Raw genomic sequence first — 18,618 nt, 5'->3', positions numbered from 1 at the left:
GTCTCCGGGCCGGGCGCGAGAATTTCCAACGACACCACAGCTTCCCGCCCGGCCGGACGGAAACTATGGCGCCATTGGTCTCGCCCGAACCGTTTCCGGCTCCCCTCGCACCATGGTCTCTCGACCAAGTATGTTGACGCGAAGGCCCGTCCGAAGACGGCTGGCTACTCCCCAGATGACTGTTGCGGCCCCTAGCCCATGCTGCGCCGCAGCGCAAGTTGCCCTGAAGCATCCGATCATGGCATACATACCGCAACCACGAAAAATGGAGAGGATCATGGCTACTGCCGCTGCTGCGCCCCGCGTGATGTCTGACGCCGAGTGGGAGGCGCGCCAGCAGCTCGCCGCCGCCTATCGCGTGTTCGATCATCTTGGCTGGTCGGAGATGATCTACAACCACATCACGCTGAAGGTGCCGGGCGAGGATCACAGCTTTCTGATCAACCCGTTCGGCCTGCATTTCAGCGAGGTGAAGGCATCGAACCTGGTCAAGATCGACATTGACGGCAACAAGCTCGACGACAGCCCCTATCCGGTCAACCGCGCGGGGTTCGTCCAGCATGCGGTGTTCCATCGCAACCTGCCCGATGTGCATTGCATCATGCATACGCACACCACGGCGGGGATGGCGGTGAGCAGCCTCGAAGGCGGGTTGCAGCCGATCAATTTCTACGCGTGCAACTTTGCCGGGCAGATCGCCTATCATGATTTCGAGGGTGTGACGGTGCGCGACGAAGAGGGCGCGCGGCTGGTCGCGAATTTGGGCGACAAGCGGATGCTGCTGCTGCGCAACCATGGCATCGTCGCGATGGGACGGACATTGCCCGAGGCGTTCATCAAGCATTGGTCGCTGCAGCGCGCGTGCGAGATCCAGCTGGCGACGCTGTCGATGGGCACGCCGCTGACCGTGTCGCCGGAGGTGGTCGCGGTGCACCAGCGCGACCTGCATATGGCGCAGGTTCCGGGCGGGCCGGGCGCGGCGGATTTTGCGGCGATGGTGCGGTTGGTGGATCGGGTGGACCGGAGCTGGCGGGAATAGGCGACATGTGTGAACATTCTCATTTTCGGTTGGTTTGTGAGAGTGTATTTTAGCCAAATGGGTTCTTGTAGGAAAGGTGTGGGGCTGTAGGCCGCAGTTTTCTGCGGGTTTTTGGCGGTTGCGGGCGGGGTGTTTGGATCGCTTGTTCGGCGTGGCGGGGTGATTCGGCGCTGGGTGGTTGAATCGGCGATGCGAACATGTCGCGGGGGAACGCGCCGTGGGTCTCGGGCGGCGTGTTTCTTTTGCTGTGGGGAATGTCGGAGGTTTGCAGGCGCTGGTTAGGCAGCCCGCCGTCGCCCCGGCGCAGGCCGGGGCCGCCAGAAGGATAGCGATACGCGCCAAACTTGGCGGCCCCGGCCTGCGCCGGGGCGACGGCTATTGGTTATGCGTTGACCTAAGCGGCTGCTATTCCGCCTTCACCACCTTCGCCAGCAGCGTATCGACCTGGACCTGCGCGCCGGGGGTTGCGGTGAGCGTTTCGACCACGCCGTCGAACGGGGCGAGTAGCGCCTGTTCCATCTTCATCGCTTCGAGCACCAGCAGCTTCTGGCCGGCGGTGACTGCCTGCCCCTCAGCGACCTCGACCGAGACGATGCGCCCCGGCATCGGGGCGAGGATTGCGCCGTCGCCGGCGGAGCCGATGGTTTGGGACGCGGCGGAGAGCGGGAACGAAAAACGATGCCCCGCAACGCCATCTTCGGCCTGAACCCAGACGCTATCGCCATCGATGTCATAGCGGCTGGGCTCGACCGGCCCCGTGGCATCCAGGTCGATCTCCATGGGCCGGCCGTCCACGGCGAGACGCACGGTGCGCTTTGCCGCCGCATTCAAACGGAAGCCGAAGAGCGGATTCCACTGCGTGCCCGAGGACACCACCCATTCGCGGTTTCCCTTGCCGGAAAGCAGCGGCTGTGCGGCCAGCCCCTTATCCGGTGCGGCGAGCAGAAGCAGCGCGCCAGCCGAAAGCAGCTGCGCATCCGGCGCTTCGCGTTCGACAAGCGTATCGAGGTTGCGCTCGATCAGGCCGGTGTCGATCTCCGCGTCCACGAAGGCCTGCGACTCCAACAGACGCACCAGGAACTCCGCATTCGTCCGGACAGGCTGTACCCGGATGTTCTTGCAAGCTTCGGCGAGTTGCTCGCGCGCCGCATCGCGGCGGTAACCGGTCGCGATCAGCTTGGCGATCATGGGATCGTAGAACCGGCTGACCGTCGCCCCTTCGGCGACGCCGGTATCGACACGGATGCCGTGCGGCAGCGCGAAATAATCGAGTGAGCCGGTGCTCGGCAGAAATCCCTTTTCCGGGTCTTCGGCATAGAGCCGCGCCTCCATCGCCCATCCCTCCATCGAAATTTCGAACTGCCGCTTGGGCAGCGGTTCTCCGCTGGCGACGCGCAGCTGCCATTCGACCAGATCGACGCCGGTGATCGCCTCGGTCACCGGATGTTCGACCTGCAGCCGGGTGTTCATTTCCATGAACCAGATGCGGTCGGCGCGCAGGCCTTCGGAAGCGTCGGCGATGAACTCGATCGTGCCGGCGCCGACATAGTTGACCGCGCGGGCGGCCTTGACCGCCGCGTCGCACACGGCGGCGCGGGTTAGCGAGTCCATGCCGGGCGCGGGGGCTTCCTCGATCACCTTCTGGTGGCGGCGCTGCATCGAGCAGTCGCGTTCGAACAGATGGACGATGTTGCCGTGGCTGTCGCCGAACACCTGCACCTCGATATGGCGCGGGGCGAGGATGTATTTTTCGATCAACACCTGGGTGTTGCCAAACGAGGACGCGGCCTCGCGCTGGCAGCTGGCGAGTGCGTCGGCGAAGTCGGCGGCGGCGTCGACGCGGCGCATCCCCTTGCCCCCGCCACCCGCGACCGCCTTGATCAGCACGGGGTAGCCGATGCGGTCGGCTTCGAATTGCAGGCGGTCGGGCGACTGGTCTTCGCCGAGATAGCCGGGGGTGACGGGGACGCGGGCGTCCTGCATCAGCTTCTTGGCCGCGTCCTTGAGGCCCATGGCGCGGATGCTGTCGGGGTTGGGTCCGACCCAGATCAGGCCGGCGGCCTGCACGGCTTCGGCGAACTCCGCATTTTCGGAGAGGAAGCCATAGCCGGGATGGATCGCCGCGGCGCCGGTTTGCTTGGCGGCGGCGATGATGCGTTCGCCGATCAGATAGGAGTCCCGCGCGGGGGATGCGCCGATATGCACCGCTTCATCCGCGCTGCGGACGTGGAGCGCGTTGGCGTCGGCGTCGGAATAGACCGCGACGGTGCGGATACCGAGTTGCCGGGCGGTGCGGATGATGCGGCAGGCGATCTCGCCGCGGTTGGCGATGAGGAGGGAGGTGATCATCCCGGAAAAGCCTTTTGATTTAACGGCATGTCCAGCAGGCGCTGGCCTGCTTCGGTCCAAGTTGCGGAGCGCGCGTCGCCTTCGATCAAGCCGAATGCGGCCAGGACTTTGAACGCTTCCTCGCCCGCCCCCATGCACTGATTGTCCAGAACGCCTGTGTCGAAGTCTTCGAGATACTGGCCGACCATCAACGCCAAAGCGAACAACATGTGGCGCTCGCGCTCGGTCAACGTCGATAGGTCGTCGGCCATCCTCACATCCGAAACACGCCGAAGCGCGTCCCCTCTTCCACCGGCGCGTTGAGCGTTGCCGCGAACGCCAGGCCCAACACGTCGCGGGTCTGGGCCGGGTCGATGATGCCGTCGTCCCATAACCGCGCCGTCGCGTGCCACGGGTTGCCTTCGTCTTCGTAGCGTTGGCGGATGGGGGCCTTGAAGGCTTCGGCTTCTTCGGGCGACCAGTTCGCGGCGTCGCGGTGGACGGTGGCGAGAACCGATGCCGCCTGTTCGCCGCCCATCACGCTGATGCGGCTGTTGGGCCAGCTGAACAGGAAGCGGGGGGAATAGGCGCGGCCGCACATGCCGTAGTTTCCGGCACCGAATGACCCGCCGATCAGCACGGTGATCTTGGGCACGCTGGCGGTGGCGACGGCGGTGACGAGCTTGGCGCCGTGCTTGGCGATGCCCTCCGCCTCATATTTTCCGCCGACCATGAAGCCGCTGATATTCTGGAGGAACAGCAGCGGGATGCGGCGTTGGCAGGCGAGTTCGATGAAGTGTGCGCCCTTGACCGCGCTTTCGCTGAACAGCACGCCGTTGTTGGCGAGGATCGCGACGGGGATGCCCCAGATATGCGCGAAGCCGCAGACGAGCGTGGTGCCGTATAGCGCCTTGAACTCGTGAAATTCGCTGCCGTCGACCAGCCGCGCGATGACCTCGTGGACGTCGTATGGCGCGCGGACGTCGGTGGGGACGATGCCGTACAGCTCCTCCGCGTCGAATTTGGGCGGGCGCGGGTCGCGGAGTTCGATGTCGGGCTTGCGGTCGGCGGGGAGGTGGCTGACGATGTCGCGGACGATGGTCAGCGCGTGTTCGTCATTATCGGCGACATGATCGACCACGCCCGATTTGCGCCCGTGCAGGTCGCCGCCGCCCAGATCCTCGGCGCTGATTTCCTCACCTGTCGCGGCCTTCACCAGCGGCGGGCCGGCGAGGAAGATCGTGCCCTGTTTGCGCACGATCACGCTTTCGTCGGACATCGCGGGGACGTATGCGCCGCCCGCGGTGCAGCTGCCCATGACGCAGGCGATCTGGGGGATGCCCTTGGCGCTCATATTCGCCTGGTTGAAGAAGATGCGGCCGAAATGGTCGCGGTCGGGGAAGACTTCGGCCTGGTGCGGCAGGTTCGCGCCGCCGCTGTCGACGAGGTAGATGCACGGCAGCCGGTTGGCCTCCGCAATCTCCTGCGCGCGCAGATGCTTCTTTACCGTCATCGGGTAATAGGTGCCACCCTTTACCGTCGCATCGTTGCACAGGATCATGCAGGTCCGGCCGGAGACGCGGCCGATGCCGGCGATCACGCCCGCGCCGGGGACTTCGCCATCATACATGTCGCAGGCGGCGAGCTGGCCGATTTCGAGGAAGGGCGCGCCGGGGTCGAGCAGGCGCTCGACGCGCTCACGCGGGAGCAGCTTGCCGCGCGCCGTGTGGCGTTCGCGGCTCTTTTCGTTGCCGCCCAGTGCTGCCGTGGCGACATCGGCGCGGAGCTTGTCGGCCAGCGCGCGGTTGTGCGCGGCGTTGGCGCGGAAGGCCTCGTCCTCAGGGGAGAGGATCGACTTGAGGACCGGGCCGCTCATCTTGCGCCTCCCGCGTGCTGCGCGCAGAGCGGGGCGAAGGGAGTTTTCATGGCGACTATCCTGCTGCTGATCGCGTCGAATATATTCATGACGATCGCGTGGTACTGGCATCTCGGCAAAGGCGGGCTGGAGAAGCCGTTGCTGACGGTGATCCTGATTTCATGGGCGATCGCCGGGTTCGAATATTGCCTGGCGGTGCCGGCGAACCGGGTCGGCTTTCTGGCCGGGTGGACGCCGGGCCAGCTGAAGATCGCGCAGGAGGCGATTGCGCTGACCGTGTTCGGCATCTTCATGGTCGCGGTGCTGGGCGAGGCGCTGCACTGGCGCCACTTCGCCGCGTTCGCGTGCATCATGGCCGCCGTCGCGTTTCTGTTTGTGGGGAAATAGCTCACGCGGGCAGCCAGCGGTCGTGCATCCATGCGTCGGCGGCGGCGCGGATGCGGTCGGGATAGTCGGGGAGGTCGGGGCCGACGAGCGGGAGGCCGAAGCCGGCGATGACCTGAGCTACACCGGCAGCGTCGAGGTCGATTCCGGCGGCGCGGGCGTGGCGGGCGATCTCCATTTCCTGCCCCCAGAAATAGACTTTGCTGGCCGCGACATTGGCCTGCATCTGGCGGACCTCTTCGACCCGGCCGTCGCTGACCAAGGGGAGCCAGATATCGGGCATCAGCAGATCGACCGGGGCGTCGGGGCGCCAGGCGAGCGCGTCGCCCTCAACGATGCGGATCTTGTCCCCTGCCCCTCCCGGCAGGCGGGCGAACAGGTCGAGTTCGGCGTGGAGCGCGATTACGTCGGGGTCGCGCTCAACCACGGTTACCTGCGTCACGCTGTCGCGCAGCGCGGTCGCGGCGGCGACCCAGCCCATGCCGAGACCGAAGATCGCGACATGGCCGGTGGCGTAGTGGACGCCGATCGCCTGGCTTTCGAATTCCAGCGGGGTCAGCGACATCCAGGTGTCGCCGTCGCGGGTCAGCGCGCGGACATTGTTGACCAGAGCCGGCGGGCTCCAATAGCCGCGCGTTAGCACCATCGCCGGGGGGTGTAGCGACCAGCGGCCGCTGTCGAGCGGGCGGTACAGATCCTCGAACAATGCGGTGCCGAGGTCGAGCAGCGGGTCGGCGGTGGCGCTCATTGGGCGGTGCCGGTGGGCGGGGCGTAGAACACCCCTGCCCCCGGCCCGAGCGGCAGATCGAGCGCGACCCAGGCGATGACCATCGAGATACCGAGCGTCATGAAGGTCAGCGCATAGGGCAGCATCAGCGCGAGCAGCGAGCCGACGCCGAACGAGCCGTCCCAGCGCCGCGCAAAGGCGAGGATCAGCGGGAAATAGCTCATCAACGGGGTCATGATGTTGGTGTAGCTGTCGCCCATGCGATAGGCGGCGGTGGTCATTTCCGGGCTGATGCCGAGCAGCATGAACATCGGCACGACGACCGGCGCGAGCGCGCTCCATTTGGCGCTGGCCGAGCCGATGAACAGGTCGAGGAAAGACGACAGCAGCAGCACGCTGACCAGCAGGATCGGCGCGGGAAGCGCGAAGGTCTGGAGTGCTTCGGCGCCGTTGATCGCGATGATCGGGCCGACATTGGACCAGTTGAACATCGCCACGAAATGCGCGGCGAAGAACACGAACACGATATAGGGCGCGAGGCTGGCGATGCCTTCGCGCATCATGCGGGTGACGTCGTCGGCGGACTTGATCGATCCGGTGGCGGTGCCGAAGGCGATGCCGCAGCTGACGAACATCAGGAAGAAGCCGGCGATCAGCGCGCCGTAAAAGGGCTGAAGCTGTGCCGTCCCCTCCGCCGCCTCGTTGATCAGCGGGGTGTAGCCGGGTGCGAGGGTGAGGATCGCGTAGAGCGCGATGACCGCGAGCGCGGCGAGGCCGGCGCGGCGCAGGCCGCGGCGTTCGTCGGCGGTGACTTCGGAGCGGGCGAGCTCGGCCTTGACCTCGGCATCCGCCTCCCCGCCCCAATTGCCGAGGCGCGGTTCAACCACCTTGTCGGTGATGAACCAGATGGCGGGGGTGAAGACGATGACGATCGACAGGATGAACCACCAGTTGCCGACCGGATTCATCATCCAGCCCGGCTCGACGATCCGCGCCGCTTCCTGGGTGAAGCCGAACAGCAGGACGTCGATCTGGCCCGGCGTGATGTTGCCGGCATAGCCGCCCGACACGGCGGCAAAGGCGGCGGCTAGCCCTGCGACGGGGTGACGCCCGGCCGCGGCATAGACGATCGCGGCGAGCGGGATGAACACGACATAGGCGGCGTCGGAGGCGTGGTGCGACACCATGCCGATGATCGCGACGATCGGCGTAAGGATCGCGCGCGGCGCGTTGGCGAGGCTGGCGCGGATGAGGGCCGAGAACATGCCCGACCGCTCCGCCACCGCTGCGCCGAGCATGATCACGAGGATCAGGCCGAGCGGCGCGAACCCGCTCATCGTGCGCGGCATGTCGACCAGCAGGCGGCCGATATTGGCTTCGGAGAACAGGCTGGCGGCGGTGTAGGTGAGCACCCCGCCCTCCAGCGTCGCGCCGGTCGGCGCTTCGTCGCCGGTATAGGGGAGTGACGCCGACCATCCGGCCCAGTCGCCGATCGCGCTGACGGCCATCAGCGCCATGATGAGGTAGACGAAGATCATCGTTGGTTCGGGCAGCAAATTGCCCGCCCGCTCGACAAAGCCCAGGAAACCGCGCTGGCGGCGCGAGACGGCGTCGTCGGTGGCGGCGATGTCAGTCATGTCGTCTCCAGATCAGAATAAAGGCGCAATGGTAGGGCGATTTATGAGGCTTGGCCAAGCCGTCTCTTTTCCACCATTTCTTCGTGTTCGATCATCTCCAAGACTTGTTTGGCTCGCTCTCGCACTGTCTCTTCCGCGTCGCGCAGCCCTGCCTCGATAAATGGCTCGGCCTCATGCAGTTCAATCACGCCCTGGGCGATAAGCAGGTGGTCCACGATTCCGATGCCCCAAGCGCGGACAAGAGCATTTGGGCTAGAAAGAACCTCTGGAAGCCACTCAACAGCACTGCGATCCGCAATGCGCTGTAACAGCCAGATCGCTCCTGCTGCCGTCTCAGGGTCAGTCGATGTTCTGAAAACCTCTATGCACCGCGCCATCGCTGCCCGTGGCTGGAGCAAACTGAGCACGGATACCGCGAGCTCTGATCCAGGCGCTAAGGTGACGGCATGATCAACGGCGTTTACCAGCACGTCCTCGCCAAGAATTTCGATCAGCGCCCTCTTGGCAACGTCCGTTCCACCCCGTTCGGTCCACCCGCCACGCGTCTGGCAGATGGTCTCAAGGTCGGTCGCAAGTTGGCACCAATCGACCTTCTTCACGCTCCCACAAGCTCCCGTCCGATCAGCATGCGGCGAATTTCATTCGTCCCCGCGCCGATGTCCAGCAACTTGGCGTCGCGCAGGAAGCGTTCGACCGGCCAGTCCTTGGTATAGCCCGCGCCGCCGAGTGCCTGCACCGCCTCACCCGCGACCTTGAAGGCGTTTTCGGAGGCGAGCAGGATCGCGCCGGCGGCGTCGAAGCGGGTGGTCTTGCCCGCATCGCATGCTTTGGCCACGGCATAGACATAGGCGCGGGCGGAATTGAGCGCGACATACATGTCGGCGACCTTGGCCTGCATCAGCTGGAAGCTGCCGATCGCCTGGCCGAATTGCTGGCGTTCGCGCAGGTATGGCAGGACGACGTCGAGGCAGGCCTGCATGATGCCGAGCTGGATGCCGGCCAGCACGGTGCGTTCGTAATCGAGGCCGCTCATCAGCACGCCGACGCCGCCGTTGAGCGGGCCCATGACGTTTTCTTCCGGCACTTCGCAATCGGTGAAGACGAGTTCGGCGGTGGGCGACCCGCGCATGCCCATCTTGTCGATCTTTTGCCCGATCTCGAACCCCTTCATCCCCTTTTCGATGATGAACGTAGTGATGCCGCGCGACCCTTCGCCGGTCTTGGCATAGACGACCAAGGTGTCGGCATAGGCGGCGTTGGTGATCCAGAATTTGGTACCATTGAGGACGTAGCGGTCGCCCTTGTGCTCGGCGCGCAGCTTCATGCTGACGACGTCACTGCCCGCGCCGGCTTCGGACATGGCGAGGCTGCCGACATGTTCGCCGCTGATCAGCTTGGGGAGGTATTTCGCCTTCTGCTCCGCGTTCGCCCAGCGGCCGATCTGGTTGACGCACAGGTTCGAGTGCGCGCCGTAGGACAGGCCGATCGAGGCCGAGGCGCGCGAGACTTCCTCACACGCGATGACATGTTCGAGATAGCCGAGGCCGAGGCCGCCATCTTCCTCCGCGATGGTGATGCCGTGCAGGCCGAGTTCGCCCATCGGCGCCCAGAGTTCTTCGCGCGGGAACCAGTCGTCGGCGTCGATCTTTGCGGCGAGCGGCGCGATCTGTTCGCGCGAAAAGCGTTCGGTGGTTTCGCGGATCATGTCCGCGGTTTCGCCGAGTGCGAAATCCATCTGGGGCAGGCTCATGGCGCTCTCCTGAACATATTTTGCGCCATCCTAGCGCCCGATGCGCGCTGCGGGAAATTGAAAGGCGGCGCGGGACAGCATAGACGGTATCTATGATCGAACGCTATTTGCTGCGCTATTTCCTCGCCGTCATCGATAGCGGGACGTTCACCGCCGCCGCCGCGCAGATGGCGGTGTCGCAACCCACGCTGTCGGCCGGGATCGCCAAGCTGGAGCGCGAGGCTGGCGCGAAGCTGCTCCGCCGGTCGAGCCAGCGGATCGAGCTGACCGAGGCGGGGTCGCAATTTGCGGTCCATGCGCGGCGGATTGAGCGCGAGTTCAACCTGGCGGCAGCAACGGTCGGCGGGATCGCGCAGCCCGCGACGCTGCGGCTGGGCGTGCTGACGACGATCGCCAGTGGCGAGCTGGCGGCGTTGGTCGCGCGGATTGCCGCCGAGGCGCCGGGGCTGGCGGTCGAGCTGGTCGAGGGCAATGCCACGGTGCTGGCGCAGCATATCGCACGCGGGCGGGTCGATCTGGCGCTGACCGCGGTGCAGGGCGATGCCGTGGGCGATGGCGAGGCATTGCGCAGCGAACCCTATCTGCTTGCCCTGCCGGTCGGGCATCGGCTTGCCGGCGAAGCGGCGCTGCCCGGCGAGGCGCTGGCGGGCGAGACGATGATCGTGCGGCGCAGCTGTGAGGCGCTGCCGGAAACGAGCCGTTACTTCACCCGGCGCGGCATCCGCCCGAGCTTTGCGCTGCGTACGCCCAACGACGACCGCGCGCTGGCGATGGTCGCGGCGGGGCTGGGCGCGACGGTGGTGCCGGCGTCGCACCAGCATGCGGGCGTGGCCAATCCGGCGCTGATCGGGTTCGATCTGCGGCGGACGCTGGTGCTGGTGCGGGGGGAGGATGCGCGCGAGGGGATGGCGGCGGTGGTGGACGCGGTGCGCGGGGTATTTGGGGGGAGCGGGGTTGAGGGTCTGTTGTCTGTTCTTGGGTGGGAAGCGGACGTAAGTTAGCCGGCCGCAGGTTGTAACGAGACGGCCATCTCCAAAGCCACTTTGGAGTAAGGTGAGCCGCCATTTATGGCTGCCTGAGGCTTCAACTCGTCAAGCGCGTAAGTTATTGTGGCGACGTGTCCGGGCAGGAACAGCGCCACGTCCTTCGGATCGTTCAAGTAAATACCGACCGCGTGGACAGGGCCATCATCGCTCAAAAGATCGATGGTGTTGTTTGGGCCCGAGCTATCCTGCCCTGATCGGTATGCACGGGAGATAATGCCTGAATGCCGCTGGAGAGGCATCTTGCCGTCCGCAATACCAGCCCACCATTCGTCGGAGCCAAAGAGCCCGTATCTACCCGATAGTCCCATCTGCGGCTTCGTGGGGTTCAGTGTTAGAGCCTGCGTGAGTGCGACGCGCTCAGGATTTCGCTCCAAATCGATTTCCAATCGATAGACTGTTTTCATCCCGGCGCTTTCGGCTTTCAAATAGGCGGCCATACCTGTCCTTGCGTCTGCGTCGCCAAGCTATCGGAAACACCGGACCGTCTGCAACGGGGCTCTATGCCGATAGTCTCCTTCTATGAGAAGCGGATGCGTTATGGCCGCCTGCGCGGGCGGTGAGCGAGGCAATGCGTGAGGTCTTTGGAAGCTGAATCCTCCCCGGAACGGGGAGGTGGCAGCGCGTAGCGCTGAGGGAGGGGCCCCGAGGCAGCGGACTTCCTTGCCTCGGGCCCCCTCCACCATCCTTCGGATGGCCCCCCTCCCTCCCCGCCTTCGCGGGGACAGGCTGGGGAGGATTTTTTGGGGGCCTGACAAAATGAGAGCACGCGTTAAGTGGGGCGGTAGAGGGAGACGGTGATGGCGGGACGCTATTTCGATCAGTGGCAGGTGGGCGACCGGATCGTGCATGATCTGCGCCGCACGGTGACCGAGACGGACAATCTGCTGATCTCTACCCTCACCCATAATCCGCAGCCGCTGCACCTCGACGCCGAATTTGCCGGCGCGACCGAGTTCGGGCGGATCGTCGTCAATGGCACTTTCACATTCGCGCTGATGGTCGGGATTTCGGTCGGCGACACAACGCTGGGCACGCTGGTCGCCAATCTGGGCTATGACGAGGTGCGGATGCCGAGTCCGGTGTTTATCGGCGACACGCTGCGCGCGGAGACCGAGGTGGTGGCGCTGCGCCCGTCCAAGTCGCGGCCGGGACAGGGCGTCGTTACCTTTCGCCATGTGATGCTCAACCAGCGCGACGAGACGGTGTGCACCTGCCTGCGCAGCGCGTTGTTGCATGCTAAAGCGGTGGCATGACCCGCTTTACCGTCAACAACCAGCCGGTTTCCTACAAGCTCGACCCGGCCACGCCGCTGCTGTGGGCGTTGCGCGATGCGTCGAACCTGACCGGCACCAAATATGGCTGTGGCACCGGCGATTGCGGCGCGTGCACGGTGGATATCGACGGGGCGGCGGTGCGGTCGTGCCAGGTGACGATCGGCGCGGTCGAGGGGACGTTCGTCACCACGATCGAGGGGCTGTCGGCCGAGGGCAATCATCCGGTGCAGCAGGCGCTGATCGCCGAGAATGTCGTCCAGTGCGGCTATTGCATCCCCGGCATCGTGATGAATGCGGCGGCGCTGCTGCGCAAGAATCGCAACCCGTCGGACGACGAGATCATGGGCGCGATCACCAATTTGTGCCGCTGTGGCATCTATCCCCGGCTGGTCGAGGCGATCGGGCGCGCGGCGCGGGTGGCGCGCGGTGAGGAAGAGATCACGATCGACAGGGGCATTCCGGTCGAGACCGGCGAAGAGGGATGAAAGCTTTCATTTGGCTGTCAGTCCAATTCAGAAGTGTGTCAGCCGACTCGATGTAAATCCGCGTTAGTCTGAACGCCGGCGCTTTGTCGGGGAGCGGAGGAAAGCATGAAGAAGATAATTTTGGCAGCGCTGATCGGCGCAACCATTCTGACCCCCGCTGCGGCAATTGCGCAGGACCGGGGCGGACGTGAAGGCCGTGGTGGCGGTCAGGCGCGCGAGCAGCGCCAGCAACAGCGGCAGGAAGTCCGGGCCCAGCGGCAGGAGCAGCGCCAGGAACGCCCGCAGGTCCAGCGGCAGGAGCGCCCACAACCGCAGCAGGTTCAGCGGCCGCAGCGCCCTGCCGCGGCAGTGGCACCGCAAGCGCGCGACCCGCGCCGTGAATTCCGTCAGGAGCGGCGCGACGACCGCCAGGATTTCCGGCAGGAACGCCGTGAGGACCGCCGCGACCTTCGCCAGGGCCAGACGAGCCCGCAGCAGTTTCGCCGGGACCGCCGCGATGATCGCCAGGATTACCGGGCCGACCGCCGTGACGATCGCCAGGATTTCCGGGGAGACCGCCGCGACGGGCGACAGGACTATCGTCAGGGCCAGCGTCGCTATGGCGACTGGCGCGACCAGCAGCAATATCGCCGCGGCTGGGACGATAACCGCAACTGGAACCGTGGCTGGCGGGGTGATCGCCGCTATGACTGGAGCGACTATCGCGCGCGCAACCGGCATGTCTATCGCCTGCCGCGCTATTACGCGCCACAGGGCTACCATTATGGCTATCGCCGCTTTTCGATCGGCCTGACCATTGGTTCGATGCTGTTCGCACCGGATTACTGGATCAACGACCCGTTCTACTACCGCCTGCCGCCGGCTTATGGTGGGTATCGCTGGGTGCGCTATTACAATGACGCGCTGCTGGTCGATGTCCGCTCCGGCTATGTCGTCGACGTGATCCACGACATCTTCTGGTAAGCGGCGCCCAGGTCACGCAGGGAGGTCCGGCCGGCAACGGTCGGGCCTCTTGCGTTTCGCGGGCCTCGCGGCAAATTGGCGGGCATGAGCATCTTTTCGCGTTTCAGGGCCCCGGCCGAATCCAGCAGCCGTGCCCGCCTGAGCCAGGCGGTGACTGCACGGGTCGAGGCCAATCCCGCGATGCGCCGGGCGAAGGTCGATGCGGCGCAGGTCTATTACCATCCCGATTTCCTGACCGGCGCCGAGTGCGATTCGCTGATCCGGCTGATCGACGCCAATCGCCGGCCCTCGACATTGCTGTCGCAGTCGGAGGACCCGAATTTCCGGACCAGTGAAAGCTGTGACCTCGACCGCTGGTCGGCGGACGTCCAGCCGATCGACGAGCGGATGGCGGCGTTGCTCGGGATTCCGCCGGAAAATGGCGAGACGATGCAGGGCCAGCGTTACGCGCCGGGTCAGCAGTTCCGCGCGCATTATGACTGGTTCAACGAACAGCAGGATTACTGGCCGGCGATGAAGGCATCGGGCGGGCAGCGGACCTGGACCGCGATGATCTACCTCAACGATGTCGAAGAGGGCGGCGCGACCTGGTTCCCGCAGGCGGGCGTGCGCGTCGCGCCCAAGCGCGGGTTGCTGCTCGCGTGGAACAACATGAAGCCCGATGGCTCGCCCAATATCGGCACGCTGCATGAGGGGACGCCGGTGGTGAAGGGCGTCAAATACATCATCACCAAATGGTTTCGCGAGCACGCCTGGATCAACATGCCGATCCGGACGTACTGATACCGTCCCCTAGCCTCTCCCCTTCAGGGAGCGTTGGGCGTTAGAGGATCATATCGTCGCCGCTACGCAGCGCGAGCACGCGGCCGATCGTGTCGAACAGCGCGTCCATCGCGACTGGCTTGAACAGCACTTCGTCGGCACCGGCGGCCAGGCAGCGTTCGCGCAGGTCGACCGCGGTGTCCGCAGTGACCACGATGACGGGAAGCTCCGCCTTCGTATCGCCGCGCGCGCGGATGCGCTCGATCGCCTCGATCCCGTCCATGCCCGGCATGCGCAGATCGACCAGCACCACGTCGTAATCGCCCGCCCCGATCATGGTCAGGCCCTCTTCCGCATGCGCGGCTTCGGCCATCGTGGCACCGGCGACATTGAGCATGTCGCGCACCACGCGGCGGTTCATCGGATCGTCCTCAATGAAGAGGATATTCATTGTGCGATCATCTCGACGAGGGTGGCGGTCAGGACCGGGGATTTCATAGGCGTGCTATCACCCTAAGCCGCTTGTGATACAAGCGTTGTGCGACGGGATGTCGCACAAATTTCAGTACGCGCCGCCGTGAGTGCCGCGACCAGCGCGGGTCCTTTCACAGGCTTAACGATAATCATGTCGATCCCGGTGTCGCAGAGCCGCTGCTCGACCTCCGGCTCCGGCTTGCTCCACAGCGCCGCAGTGCGCGCGTCGGAGGGCGCTGCGGCGGCAAGTTCGGTCAGTTTTTCAACGGGATCGGCCTCACCTGCCGCCAGCGTTCCCTGATCCGCGAGGATCAGCGCAGGGCCGGCGTCGCGCGCAAGCGCCACCGCTTCGTCGATCGAGGCGGCGAAATGGACCGCGGCGAAATGCGGGGTGAACAGCGCGCGCATCATGCCGCGAACGATCGGGTTGCGATCGAGCACGACGATGGTTTCACCCTCCCCCGTCACCTCGATCGCCGAATCGGGTACCTCGGCCGGGCGAAGTGGGAGATCGACGGTGAAGGTCGATCCCTCGCCGACCACGCTGGCGACCGAAACGGTGCCCCCGAGCGCATGCGCAAGATTGCGGACGATGGCGAGGCCAAGGCCGGTGCCGCCGAACTGGCGGGTGGTGCCGGCATCGACCTGCTTGAAGGATTCGAATACCTCGTCGAACTTGTCGGCGGGGATGCCGATGCCGGTGTCGCGGATCGCGACCCGCAACCGCTCACCCGCGGCCTCGACCACGACCGACAATGCGCCGTGTTCGGTGAACTTCACCGCGTTCGACAACAGGTTGAAGACAATCTGGCGCAGGCGGCCCGGATCAGTTTCGATCCAGCGCGGCGTCCCGTCATGGCTCAGAGTGAAGGCGAGGCCCTTGGCGCGGGCCTGCTCCTCCCAGATCCGGGTCACGTCGTGCAGCGTGGTGTGGAGGTCGGTCGCGGTCATTTCGACCGTCAGATTGCCCGTCTCCATCTTGGCGACGTCGAGGATGTCGTCGACCAGCGCGCGCATCGTCATGCCGGCGCCATGGACGATGTTGATGCGGTCGCGCGTCTCCTCCGGCACGCTGGCGTCGCGCAGCATGATCTGGGTCATGCCGAGGATGCCGTTGAGCGGGGTGCGGATCTCGTGGCTGGTGGTCGCGAGGAATTCGGTCTTGGCCTTGAGCGCTTTTTCGAGTGCGACATTGGTTTCGGCGAGGACGGTGTTCGCCTGACGGACCTGGTTGCGGCTGCGGCGGATCGTGAACAGGCCGATGCTCAGCAAGGTCACGATGACCAGCGACGCGCCGCCAAGGCCGATGAACAGCGTGCGCTGAAACTCCGCTTCGCGCCGCAATTCTTCGGCCTGGAGGTTGGCGATGCGCAGTTCCTGGTTCGCATAATCGAACCGCGCCGCCATCAGCGCGGTGCTGGCCGAGATCGCGAGTTTCGAGGCATCGTCGTTCAGCGCGCGCAAGCGCTCAAGATTCGTCAGAGCCGATGCTGTGTTCCCCTGCGCGCTGTAGATCTTATAGGCAGTGTAATGTGCATCGCGCATCGTGAACGTGGTCGTCGCAATATCGACGCCGTCAAAAGCGCGCTCGATCAATGCCCGCGCTTGGTCGAGCTTTCCCTGAAGCCGCGCGGATTCAGCGGCGACCGCGAGTAATCGAACCTCTCCCTGATGGGTCGGATCGCTTTGGATGATCCGGGTCGCTTCGGCCAATGCCGTGTCAGCGTCCGCGTAGCGCTTCTGGTCCAGCAGTGCGCGGGCGATGTTGACGAAGATGTTCGGGATCAGGTTTGTCGAGCGCTCCGCGCGGGCAACTGCCAAAGCCTTGCGATACTCTGCTTCGGCCCGACGCGGCTCTCCGAGCTGGATCAGCACATTCCCGCGGTTATTGAGCAGGAAAAGCTGAAGCCGCGGATCACCGGTGAACGTCTCGGCGGCCTGCTTGTAATATTTTTCAGCGCTGCGCAGATCCTGCGCCTTGTTGTAGAGCGCTGCGATCATTTGCAGCGCGAGCGACTGGCTGCGCTTTTCACCGATCTTGGCGAAGATATTATGTGCCTCTTGCAGCGAGGCGAGCGCTTCGGCAAAGCGCATCTGCCCTTCCTGCACCCCCGCCCGCGCGCTCAGCAAGTCGCCACGCAGCTTGGTCGGCGACTGATCCCCGCTGATGAGGCGCAGCGCGCGCGCGATGCGCGGCGCGGCGTCAGCAGGTTTGCGCAGCCGCACCAGTGCTTCGCTTTGAAGCCACAGGGCTGTGGCCTTCGCAGTTGCGGAGGCACCCGCGTCAGGAATGGCGCCAGCGCGACGCTGCGCCTGTTCAGCGTAGCTCAGCGCGGCCTGGGGATTGTCGACCATCGCCGTCTTGGCGTTTTCGATCAGCGTATCGGCGGCACGCTGCTGCGCGGCCGCAGGCGCAGCGAACCCGAGTGCCAGCCAGCAAAGAAAAAGGGCAAGGCCCCTCATCATCATCCGCTCTTGCGCCAGAAATTCTCGGCGCGGCCAAAGCTGGGCCGCATGGTTGCGACCGACTTGAAACCTTCTTCGTCGAGATAGCGGACGAATGCGTCGAGCGCGATCGGGCGGCTGATCAGATAGCCCTGGACCATGTCGCAGCCCATGACGCTGAGCAGCGCGAGCGCGGCTGGGGTTTCGACACCCTCGGCGGTGACCTCCATCTCCAGTGCGTGCGCCAGGTCAATGGTGGAGCGGACGATCAGCGGGTCGCGGTTGCTGCTGGTCAGCTGCATCACGAACATCTTGTCGATCTTCAATTCGGTCGCGGGGAGCTGTTTGAGATAAGCGAGCGAGGACAGGCCCGCGCCATAATCGTCGATCGCGAGGGGGATACCGATCCCCGCGAAGGTCTGGAGATGGCGGATCGCGCTGTCGGGATCGCGGATCACCGCAGTCTCGGTGATCTCGAACCCGATCTTTGCGCCGGATTCGGTGATGATCCGGCACGCCTCGGCGACGAACGCGTCGTCGGCCAGCAAGACGCCCGAAATGTTGATGAACACCGGCATGTCATGGCCATGCGCAGCAAGTACCTGTTGGTCGGCGATCACTTGGCGCAGCGTCCACAGCGTCAGGCCGACGATCTCGCCGCCATCCTCCGCCGCATTGATGAATTCGCCCGGCAAGATCAGGCCGCGCACGGGGTGATGCCAGCGCACCAGCGCCTCAGCACCGGTCACCATTTCGCGGCGGACATTCACTTTGGGCTGATATTGCAGGAACAGCTGACCCGCCGCGATCGCGCGCGGCAATTCGCGGACCAGCGCTGCGCCGTCGAATGCGGCGTGGGCCTGCGACAAGTCGATCGAGACGATTCCGGCATCGGTGCGCGCTTGCTCGAGCGCGGCCTCCGCGCCCTCGGTCAGGCGCACTTCGTCGTCATCCCCGAACGGCGCGACCGCGATGCCCCAGACCAGCTGGATCAGATGGCGTTCGCCGTCGAGATCGACCGAACGGGCAAAGAATTGCGCAAGTCGCTCCACCAGCGCGCGCGCGGCGACCGGGCTCTCCGCCTCAAAGCCAAGCTCGATCAGCGAGCGACCGGCGGTCACGCTGCGTACGCCCGCCTCCAGATCGCTCATACGATCGGCAAGGTCGTGGATCAGCGTGTCGGCGCGCGGTCGACCGAGGTGGCGCCGCAGCGACTGAAAATTGGCAATCTCGCACAACGCCAGTACGCGCCAGCGAGTGCATGCCGCGCCACCTGCGCCGCGTGCGACCGCGATGCCCGATTGGTCGCCGGGCGCGTCGCCCTCGACCTCAGCGCCGTCATTCATGGCGATACGCCCCGCCTCGAAAGGCGAACCGCGAAAACCGGCGGGGTCGAAACGGTCATACATGCGACCGGCCTAACACCCA

General features: G+C 65.2%; 18 protein-coding genes and 1 riboswitch. Of the genes, 7 read left to right on the top strand and 11 right to left on the bottom strand.

All coding sequences use genetic code 11. From position 1 onward, the window contains the following. Positions 1–6 precede the first annotated feature (6 nt). Positions 7–186: riboswitch (yybP-ykoY riboswitch) on the bottom strand. A 91-nt stretch (positions 187–277) separates the two neighbouring features. Then, positions 278–1,039 (top strand): class II aldolase/adducin family protein, encoded by a 762-nt coding sequence (locus K9B35_RS04635; RefSeq protein ID WP_224920647.1) that lies wholly within the window; start codon positions 278–280, stop codon positions 1,037–1,039. Between the two features lie 405 nt (positions 1,040–1,444). Here the strand turns inward: K9B35_RS04635 and K9B35_RS04630 are convergent, their stop codons facing one another. Genes K9B35_RS04630 through K9B35_RS04620 form a run of 3 tightly spaced genes read right to left on the bottom strand, consistent with a single transcriptional unit; the run spans position 1,445 to position 5,243 of the window. Further along, entirely contained in the window at positions 1,445–3,388 is a 1,944-nt protein-coding gene (locus K9B35_RS04630) for an acetyl/propionyl/methylcrotonyl-CoA carboxylase subunit alpha (RefSeq protein ID WP_224920646.1), read from the bottom strand. Then, positions 3,385–3,639, bottom strand: a complete 255-nt coding sequence (locus K9B35_RS04625) for a hypothetical protein (RefSeq protein ID WP_224920645.1) — start codon at positions 3,637–3,639, stop codon at positions 3,385–3,387. Before K9B35_RS04625 ends, K9B35_RS04630 begins: the two co-directional genes overlap by 4 nt. Positions 3,640–3,641: 2 nt before the next feature. Further along, entirely contained in the window at positions 3,642–5,243 is a 1,602-nt protein-coding gene (locus tag K9B35_RS04620; RefSeq protein WP_224920644.1) for a carboxyl transferase domain-containing protein, read from the bottom strand. A gap of 48 nt (positions 5,244–5,291) precedes the next feature. On the opposite strand from K9B35_RS04620, the gene K9B35_RS04615 reads away from it, so the two are divergent. Continuing rightward, the gene (locus K9B35_RS04615; RefSeq protein ID WP_224920643.1) at positions 5,292–5,630 is read left to right on the top strand and encodes a DMT family protein; all 339 of its coding nucleotides are present in this window, start codon (positions 5,292–5,294) and stop codon (positions 5,628–5,630) included. Between the two features lies 1 nt (position 5,631). Here the strand turns inward: K9B35_RS04615 and K9B35_RS04610 are convergent, their stop codons facing one another. The 4 genes from K9B35_RS04610 to K9B35_RS04595 are packed head-to-tail and all read right to left on the bottom strand — an operon-like array spanning position 5,632 to position 9,741. Then, positions 5,632–6,375, bottom strand: coding sequence for a hypothetical protein (locus K9B35_RS04610; protein ID WP_224920642.1), 744 nt, complete (start codon positions 6,373–6,375; stop codon positions 5,632–5,634). Then, positions 6,372–7,991, bottom strand: a complete 1,620-nt coding sequence (locus K9B35_RS04605) for an AbgT family transporter (protein WP_224920641.1) — start codon at positions 7,989–7,991, stop codon at positions 6,372–6,374. Before K9B35_RS04605 ends, K9B35_RS04610 begins: the two co-directional genes overlap by 4 nt. Positions 7,992–8,032: 41 nt before the next feature. Then, on the bottom strand, positions 8,033–8,590 hold the full coding sequence (locus tag K9B35_RS20265) for a HEAT repeat domain-containing protein (protein ID WP_224920640.1): 558 nt from the start codon (positions 8,588–8,590) through the stop codon (positions 8,033–8,035). Next, positions 8,587–9,741 (bottom strand): isovaleryl-CoA dehydrogenase, encoded by a 1,155-nt coding sequence (locus K9B35_RS04595; protein ID WP_224920639.1) that lies wholly within the window; start codon positions 9,739–9,741, stop codon positions 8,587–8,589. Before K9B35_RS04595 ends, K9B35_RS20265 begins: the two co-directional genes overlap by 4 nt. Positions 9,742–9,833: 92 nt before the next feature. Between K9B35_RS04595 and K9B35_RS04590 the strand changes: the two genes are divergently transcribed. Beyond that, positions 9,834–10,742 carry a LysR family transcriptional regulator gene (locus K9B35_RS04590; protein WP_224920638.1) on the top strand — a complete coding sequence of 303 codons (909 nt, stop codon included), beginning with the start codon at positions 9,834–9,836 and terminating at the stop codon, positions 10,740–10,742. Here the strand turns inward: K9B35_RS04590 and K9B35_RS04585 are convergent. Then, the gene (locus tag K9B35_RS04585) at positions 10,739–11,224 is read right to left on the bottom strand and encodes a hypothetical protein (RefSeq protein ID WP_224920637.1); all 486 of its coding nucleotides are present in this window, start codon (positions 11,222–11,224) and stop codon (positions 10,739–10,741) included. The two genes, K9B35_RS04590 and K9B35_RS04585, sit on opposite strands and share 4 nt — an antisense overlap. Before the next feature lie 360 nt (positions 11,225–11,584). Here K9B35_RS04585 and K9B35_RS04580 point away from each other — a divergent pair, with 360 nt between their 5' ends. The 4 genes from K9B35_RS04580 to K9B35_RS04565 all read left to right on the top strand — a co-directional run bounded on the left by K9B35_RS04580 (position 11,585) and on the right by K9B35_RS04565 (position 14,292). Beyond that, on the top strand, positions 11,585–12,040 hold the full coding sequence (locus K9B35_RS04580; RefSeq protein WP_224920636.1) for a MaoC family dehydratase: 456 nt from the start codon (positions 11,585–11,587) through the stop codon (positions 12,038–12,040). Further along, on the top strand, positions 12,037–12,546 hold the full coding sequence (locus K9B35_RS04575) for a (2Fe-2S)-binding protein (protein WP_224920635.1): 510 nt from the start codon (positions 12,037–12,039) through the stop codon (positions 12,544–12,546). Before K9B35_RS04580 ends, K9B35_RS04575 begins: the two co-directional genes overlap by 4 nt. 105 nt (positions 12,547–12,651) lie before the next feature. After that, positions 12,652–13,509, top strand: a complete 858-nt coding sequence (locus K9B35_RS04570; protein ID WP_224920634.1) for an RcnB family protein — start codon at positions 12,652–12,654, stop codon at positions 13,507–13,509. 84 nt (positions 13,510–13,593) lie between these two features. Continuing rightward, positions 13,594–14,292, top strand: a complete 699-nt coding sequence (locus K9B35_RS04565) for a prolyl hydroxylase family protein (RefSeq protein WP_224920633.1) — start codon at positions 13,594–13,596, stop codon at positions 14,290–14,292. 40 nt (positions 14,293–14,332) lie between these two features. Here the strand turns inward: K9B35_RS04565 and K9B35_RS04560 are convergent, their stop codons facing one another. From K9B35_RS04560 to K9B35_RS04550, 3 genes are all read right to left on the bottom strand, one after another. Then, on the bottom strand, positions 14,333–14,722 hold the full coding sequence (locus K9B35_RS04560; RefSeq protein WP_224920632.1) for a response regulator: 390 nt from the start codon (positions 14,720–14,722) through the stop codon (positions 14,333–14,335). 62 nt (positions 14,723–14,784) lie between these two features. Continuing rightward, positions 14,785–17,208, bottom strand: a complete 2,424-nt coding sequence (locus tag K9B35_RS04555; protein WP_224920631.1) for an ATP-binding protein — start codon at positions 17,206–17,208, stop codon at positions 14,785–14,787. Positions 17,209–17,210: 2 nt separating this feature from the next. Next, positions 17,211–18,599 carry a GGDEF domain-containing phosphodiesterase gene (locus K9B35_RS04550; protein ID WP_224920630.1) on the bottom strand — a complete coding sequence of 463 codons (1,389 nt, stop codon included), beginning with the start codon at positions 18,597–18,599 and terminating at the stop codon, positions 17,211–17,213. Positions 18,600–18,618: the final 19 nt, after the last annotated feature.

This window comes from Sphingomonas sp. R647 (assembly GCF_020177055.1).
GTDB lineage: Bacteria > Pseudomonadota > Alphaproteobacteria > Sphingomonadales > Sphingomonadaceae > Sphingomonas.
Note: the sequence above shows the minus strand (reverse complement) of the source record. Positions and strands in the feature narration are given on the sequence as shown.